This is a genomic window from Pseudoflavonifractor phocaeensis (assembly GCF_016901735.1).
Taxonomy (GTDB): Bacteria; Bacillota; Clostridia; order Oscillospirales; family Oscillospiraceae; genus Pseudoflavonifractor_A.
In genome coordinates, this window is the sequence record NZ_JACLZC010000112.1 from 1 (window position 1) to 4279 (window position 4279).

Here is a 4279-nt window from a genome sequence, read left to right on the forward strand (position 1 = left end):
TGCCACGCGATATGCTAAAAATACAGCATCTTTTCTCGCCGCAGTGCAAATTCGTTGCATTGCTATTTGGTGCGCCGTTTTAGCCTGAACTTGTGTACACACTATTTAGTTCATGTTAGACTGATTAAAACGAATTCCCAGTTGTTCACTTAAAATTTTGAAAGCAACTTCCATTTGTGGGCTAATCCATTTATTCCGATGATATACGCAAACAGCTGGATATAGATCATTATCTAATTCGGTATTGAGCTGTATTAAGGCTCCTGATTTTAATTCTTCTTCTACTGAAAATTTTGGAACATAAGCAATTCCGAAATTGTTCATAACGCTTCGTTTGACGGCTTCAATGCTCTGCAACTTCATAGATGGCCGCAGCACAATATCTTTTTCCTCCAGATAACTGTCTATTTTCTTTTGGTAGTTGGCGTTTGGCTCATTATAAATCATAGCGATTGGTTTCCTCTGGTGGGGGGGTTATAAAATCCAGTTCACCGGGATTTAAGAAAGGTGAACCGATTAAGCAGGCTTGAAATGGCCCGGAAGCTGGATGAAGAACAGAGTCAGGAAAGTTCCCTTTGTCACAGTCAATCCCTATATCCGCAGAGCCGTTCACAATGGCATCATTGATGTCATCAGACGGGCACGAGTTGATGATGAGCTGTATATGGGGAGCATCGTGCAAAATAGCCTTGATGACTGGTTGCATGACATAGATAAAGATGGAGTCTGGTGCAACAAGTCTTAAAGTCCCTGTAAGTTCTGACGCATCCTTTTTGTAGTTCATAATCTGTTCGACATTTTGCAGGATCTTCTCGACATAGGGAAGAATGTCTTTCCCAGCTTGCGTCAGTTCCATTTTACGCCCAACTTTTTCAAACAGTTGAATGGAAAATTCGTCCTCTAATTGTCTAATTTGGGATGTTACCGTAGACGGAGCAAAGTTTAGTTGTGTGGCAGCCTTTTGAAAACTTCCTGTTTCCAAAATGGTCATAAATGTGACCAGATTTTTTGTGTCCATTTTCCCCTCCGACTATTCGATAAAATCGAATTTCATGTTTTGAATTATTCGCTTTTTCTGAATGTTTCTTGATGCTATTATAATCTCGAAGGCAAGATATGACAAGTATCAAGCGTGTTATATTTTCAAAACATTAGGGAGTGATCAAGTATGAATTTTCATTTTACCGAAGAGGAAGAAAGGCTGATTAACCAAATTCACGAGTTTGCAGTCAACGAGGTGGCTCCGCTGGCCGCTGAATTGGACGAACAGGAGCGGTTCCCCTCCGAGGCGCTTGCTCGTCTGCGTGAGATGAACATGATGGGCGTTTGCTACCCCAAAGAGGTTGGCGGCGGTGGTCACTCCTATCTGACCTATATCGCTATGGTGGAAGAACTGGCAAAATACTGCGCTACAACATCCATCATGTTCGCTGCACACCACTCTCTGGGAGCCTACGCCCTTTCTGTCCTTGGTACCCCGGAACAGAAAGAAAAGTACCTTGTCCCGCTGATGAAGGGAGAAAAGCTGGGCGCTTTTGGTGCAACAGAGCCCGGTGCGGGTACAGATCTGGGTGGTCAGCAAACTCGAGCCGAAGATATGGGAGATCATTGGCTGCTCAATGGCTCCAAAATTTTTATTACGAACGGCTCTTACGCAGATATTTATTTTGTCAGCGCCGTGACAGATCCCGAACAGAAGAGCCGTGGTATTTCCGCTTTCATTGTGGAAAAAGGAACCCCCGGCTTTACCTTTGGCAAAAAAGAGAAGAAAATGGGCATCCGTGGCTCTGCTACTTATGAGCTGGTTTTCCAGGACTGCAAAATCCCGAAAGATAATTTACTGGGTGAGCGAGGCAAGGGCTTCAAAACGGCCCTCACCACTTTGGACGGCGGACGCATTAGCGTCGGCGCTCAGGCTGTTGGTATCGCTCAGGGAGCGATTGACTGCTGTAAAAAATATGTGACTGAGCACAGCGTTGGCGGTCAGTTGATTTCTAAGTACCAGTACACGCAATTCCAGCTTGCCGATATGCAGACCAAGGTGGATGCGGCCCGGTTGCTGGTTCAGCGTGCCGCACAAGCAAAACAGGACGGTGAGCCCTATGCGCAGTATGCTGCTATGGGTAAGTTGTTTGCGTCTGAAACTGCGGTGGATGTAACTCGGCGCTGCATTGATCTGGTCGGTATTGATGGCGTATCCAGTAACTATCCCTTTGAGCGGTTCATGCGTGATTCCAAGATCACCGAGATTTATGAGGGCACCAGCGAAGTTCAGCGCATGGTAATTTCCGCTGCGATGGGAATTAAGTAATTTTTCTACACCAAGTAGGCCGTCCCTTATCACCCGGCCTAACTTCTAAGTAAACGGCGACGGTTTTGATTGAAAAATTAAAACCGCCGCCGTTTTTTGAAATTTAGTTTATGAGAGCAGTTTAGCTTTTAGAATAACGCAGCATCGGGGAGGTAATGCCGTGCCCTTTTTCATTTTCCATCCGCCTAACCTATCAAAAAAAGTTCGTTTTTCCGATGGGATCAATCCGGTGGCGGATGCGAAAATTGTCAGTTTTTAAGTGAATATGTAATTTCCTGCGCCTGCGTGCTGTTATGTCACGCAGGCGCATTTTGTTTTATCTACCTTGGGACAAATTGTCCCGAAGTAGGTGAAGGCGCCCCCGGCTGCCGATCTCCGCCGCCCTCCGTTCAGATCGCCATTCACACCCTAACCATCTGAACGGAGGAATTACAAATGACGACCATCAATCTGAAAGACTTTTACCCGTGGTACACCCACGACGAATACATAGAGGTTTCCGAGGAAGTGGCTGACGAGCTCCGGGCAAGCAGACTGTACGAGGCTGCCTATCAGCGGCGGATTGTCCGCAACAAGGCGCAGTATTCCCTCGATTGCGAGGACGGGATCGAATACTCCGCCTGTGTTTCTGAACCCACCCCGCAGGAGCTGCTGGAACGCATGGAGCTGTTCTGCCATCTGTGTGTTGCGCTCAATTCTCTGCCGGAAACGCAGGGCCGCCGGGTGGATGCCTGTGTGATCCTCGGCAAGAGCTATTCCGAAGTAGCAAGGGCAGAGGGTGTCCATGAGAGTGCTGTGCGGCGCTCTGTGGAGCGGGGACTTGAGAAGATGAAACAGTATTTGAAAAAGTGCCTGTAAACCCGTCCGAATTGATCTGCCAGATGTCCTTGGTATATGAGAGGAGTAACATCCGATCAACAACTGAATAGCGACGGCCTCGAGGCATAGAGCGGGGAGCCAAGCGGCGGGTGCGCTGTGACTTTTCCGGTAGGAGAACGAGCGAACAACACCAGCGCCGCAAGTGGGACAAGCCACCCCACGGCCACGATCCGCAGTCGGACAAGCTGGCCGCTTGCCCCTCCGGGCCGACGCTCCCTCGGGAGAGTCATGCTGAGTATTGCTGTCTTATGACGGGCCAAGGAAATGAGCGTGGCGCTCCCGAAACTTTTATCAAGGAGGAAACCAACATGAAGTATGATCCCGAACTGGCGGCCCTGCTTGCACAGCCGTGGAGCAACAACGCCTGCCGTGGCTATGTCATTTACGCTATGGAAAACTGCGGGTTTTCTCCCACGGACATCCGGCGTGTGGTGGCGGAGCTCCATGAGGTCTTTGATTTCTGCGGGCTGGAGGAGGCCCAGCAGCACTTTGAGAACAGTCCCTACTGACCTTGGGACAAGTTGTCCCAAAGTGGAGCAAGGCAAGAGGGCGGCACCGCTGAAGGTGCCGCCTTTTTGCGTTTCCCCACGGGACAAGGGGGACTGTCGGTCATTGTTTCTTATCGCTCTGGAAGGAGGCCCACATGGAAGATCCCGTACCCGTCAAGGAGGAATACACCTATCAAGTCGGCAAAATCCAATTCATTGTCACGCCCGTCTACAAGGACAAAGGCGAGTCCATGCGCGACATCCTGTTGAAGCTGATGCTGGCCGATCTGGAGCCAGCTTAACTGTTCCATCGACATCCTTAACACGGGCAGTCGGCAGAGGTATAATATATATAGATAAGAACCTCTTGCTTGATTGCAGGAAGGAGGATATTTTGAAACAGTCAAGCAAGAAAATCTCTACCGGCACGGCCGCTCTCTACTGCCGACTGAGCCGTGATGATAATATGGACAGCGAGTCCAACAGCATCCAGAACCATGATGTAATGTATAGAGGGTGGATTACACCAAAAAACATTACATCATGACTGGCGGCTCATTTGTGGCGAATGAAAAGACAGTTATGATAAAGGAGGGATGCC

6 protein-coding genes and 1 pseudogene are annotated in these 4279 nt (G+C 48.7%); 5 read left to right on the forward strand and 2 right to left on the reverse strand.

Annotated elements, in window-relative coordinates:
* Window positions 1-88: pseudogene (locus H7U37_RS14425) on the forward strand (IS5/IS1182 family transposase); the annotation flags it as partial.
* 17 nt (window positions 89-105) lie between these two features.
* Here the strand turns inward: H7U37_RS14425 and H7U37_RS16130 are convergent.
* Both H7U37_RS16130 and H7U37_RS16135 read right to left on the reverse strand, forming a co-directional pair.
* Window positions 106-447: a LysR substrate-binding domain-containing protein gene (locus tag H7U37_RS16130; RefSeq protein ID WP_272873494.1), complete on the reverse strand. Its 342-nt coding sequence runs from the start codon at window positions 445-447 to the stop codon at window positions 106-108.
* Window positions 437-991, reverse strand: a complete 555-nt coding sequence (locus tag H7U37_RS16135; RefSeq protein ID WP_272873495.1) for a LysR family transcriptional regulator — start codon at window positions 989-991, stop codon at window positions 437-439. Before H7U37_RS16135 ends, H7U37_RS16130 begins: the two co-directional genes overlap by 11 nt.
* Window positions 992-1168: 177 nt before the next feature.
* On the opposite strand from H7U37_RS16135, the gene H7U37_RS14435 reads away from it, so the two are divergent.
* From H7U37_RS14435 to H7U37_RS14450, 4 genes are all read left to right on the forward strand, one after another.
* On the forward strand, window positions 1169-2311 hold the full coding sequence (locus H7U37_RS14435) for an acyl-CoA dehydrogenase family protein (RefSeq protein WP_204876804.1): 1143 nt from the start codon (window positions 1169-1171) through the stop codon (window positions 2309-2311).
* A gap of 435 nt (window positions 2312-2746) precedes the next feature.
* Window positions 2747-3169, forward strand: coding sequence for an RNA polymerase sigma factor (locus H7U37_RS14440; RefSeq protein WP_204876807.1), 423 nt, complete (start codon window positions 2747-2749; stop codon window positions 3167-3169).
* A 329-nt stretch (window positions 3170-3498) separates the two neighbouring features.
* Window positions 3499-3699, forward strand: a complete 201-nt coding sequence (locus H7U37_RS14445) for a hypothetical protein (RefSeq protein WP_119346631.1) — start codon at window positions 3499-3501, stop codon at window positions 3697-3699.
* 134 nt (window positions 3700-3833) lie between these two features.
* Window positions 3834-3980: a hypothetical protein gene (locus H7U37_RS14450; RefSeq protein WP_006573143.1), complete on the forward strand. Its 147-nt coding sequence runs from the start codon at window positions 3834-3836 to the stop codon at window positions 3978-3980.
* Window positions 3981-4279: the final 299 nt, after the last annotated feature.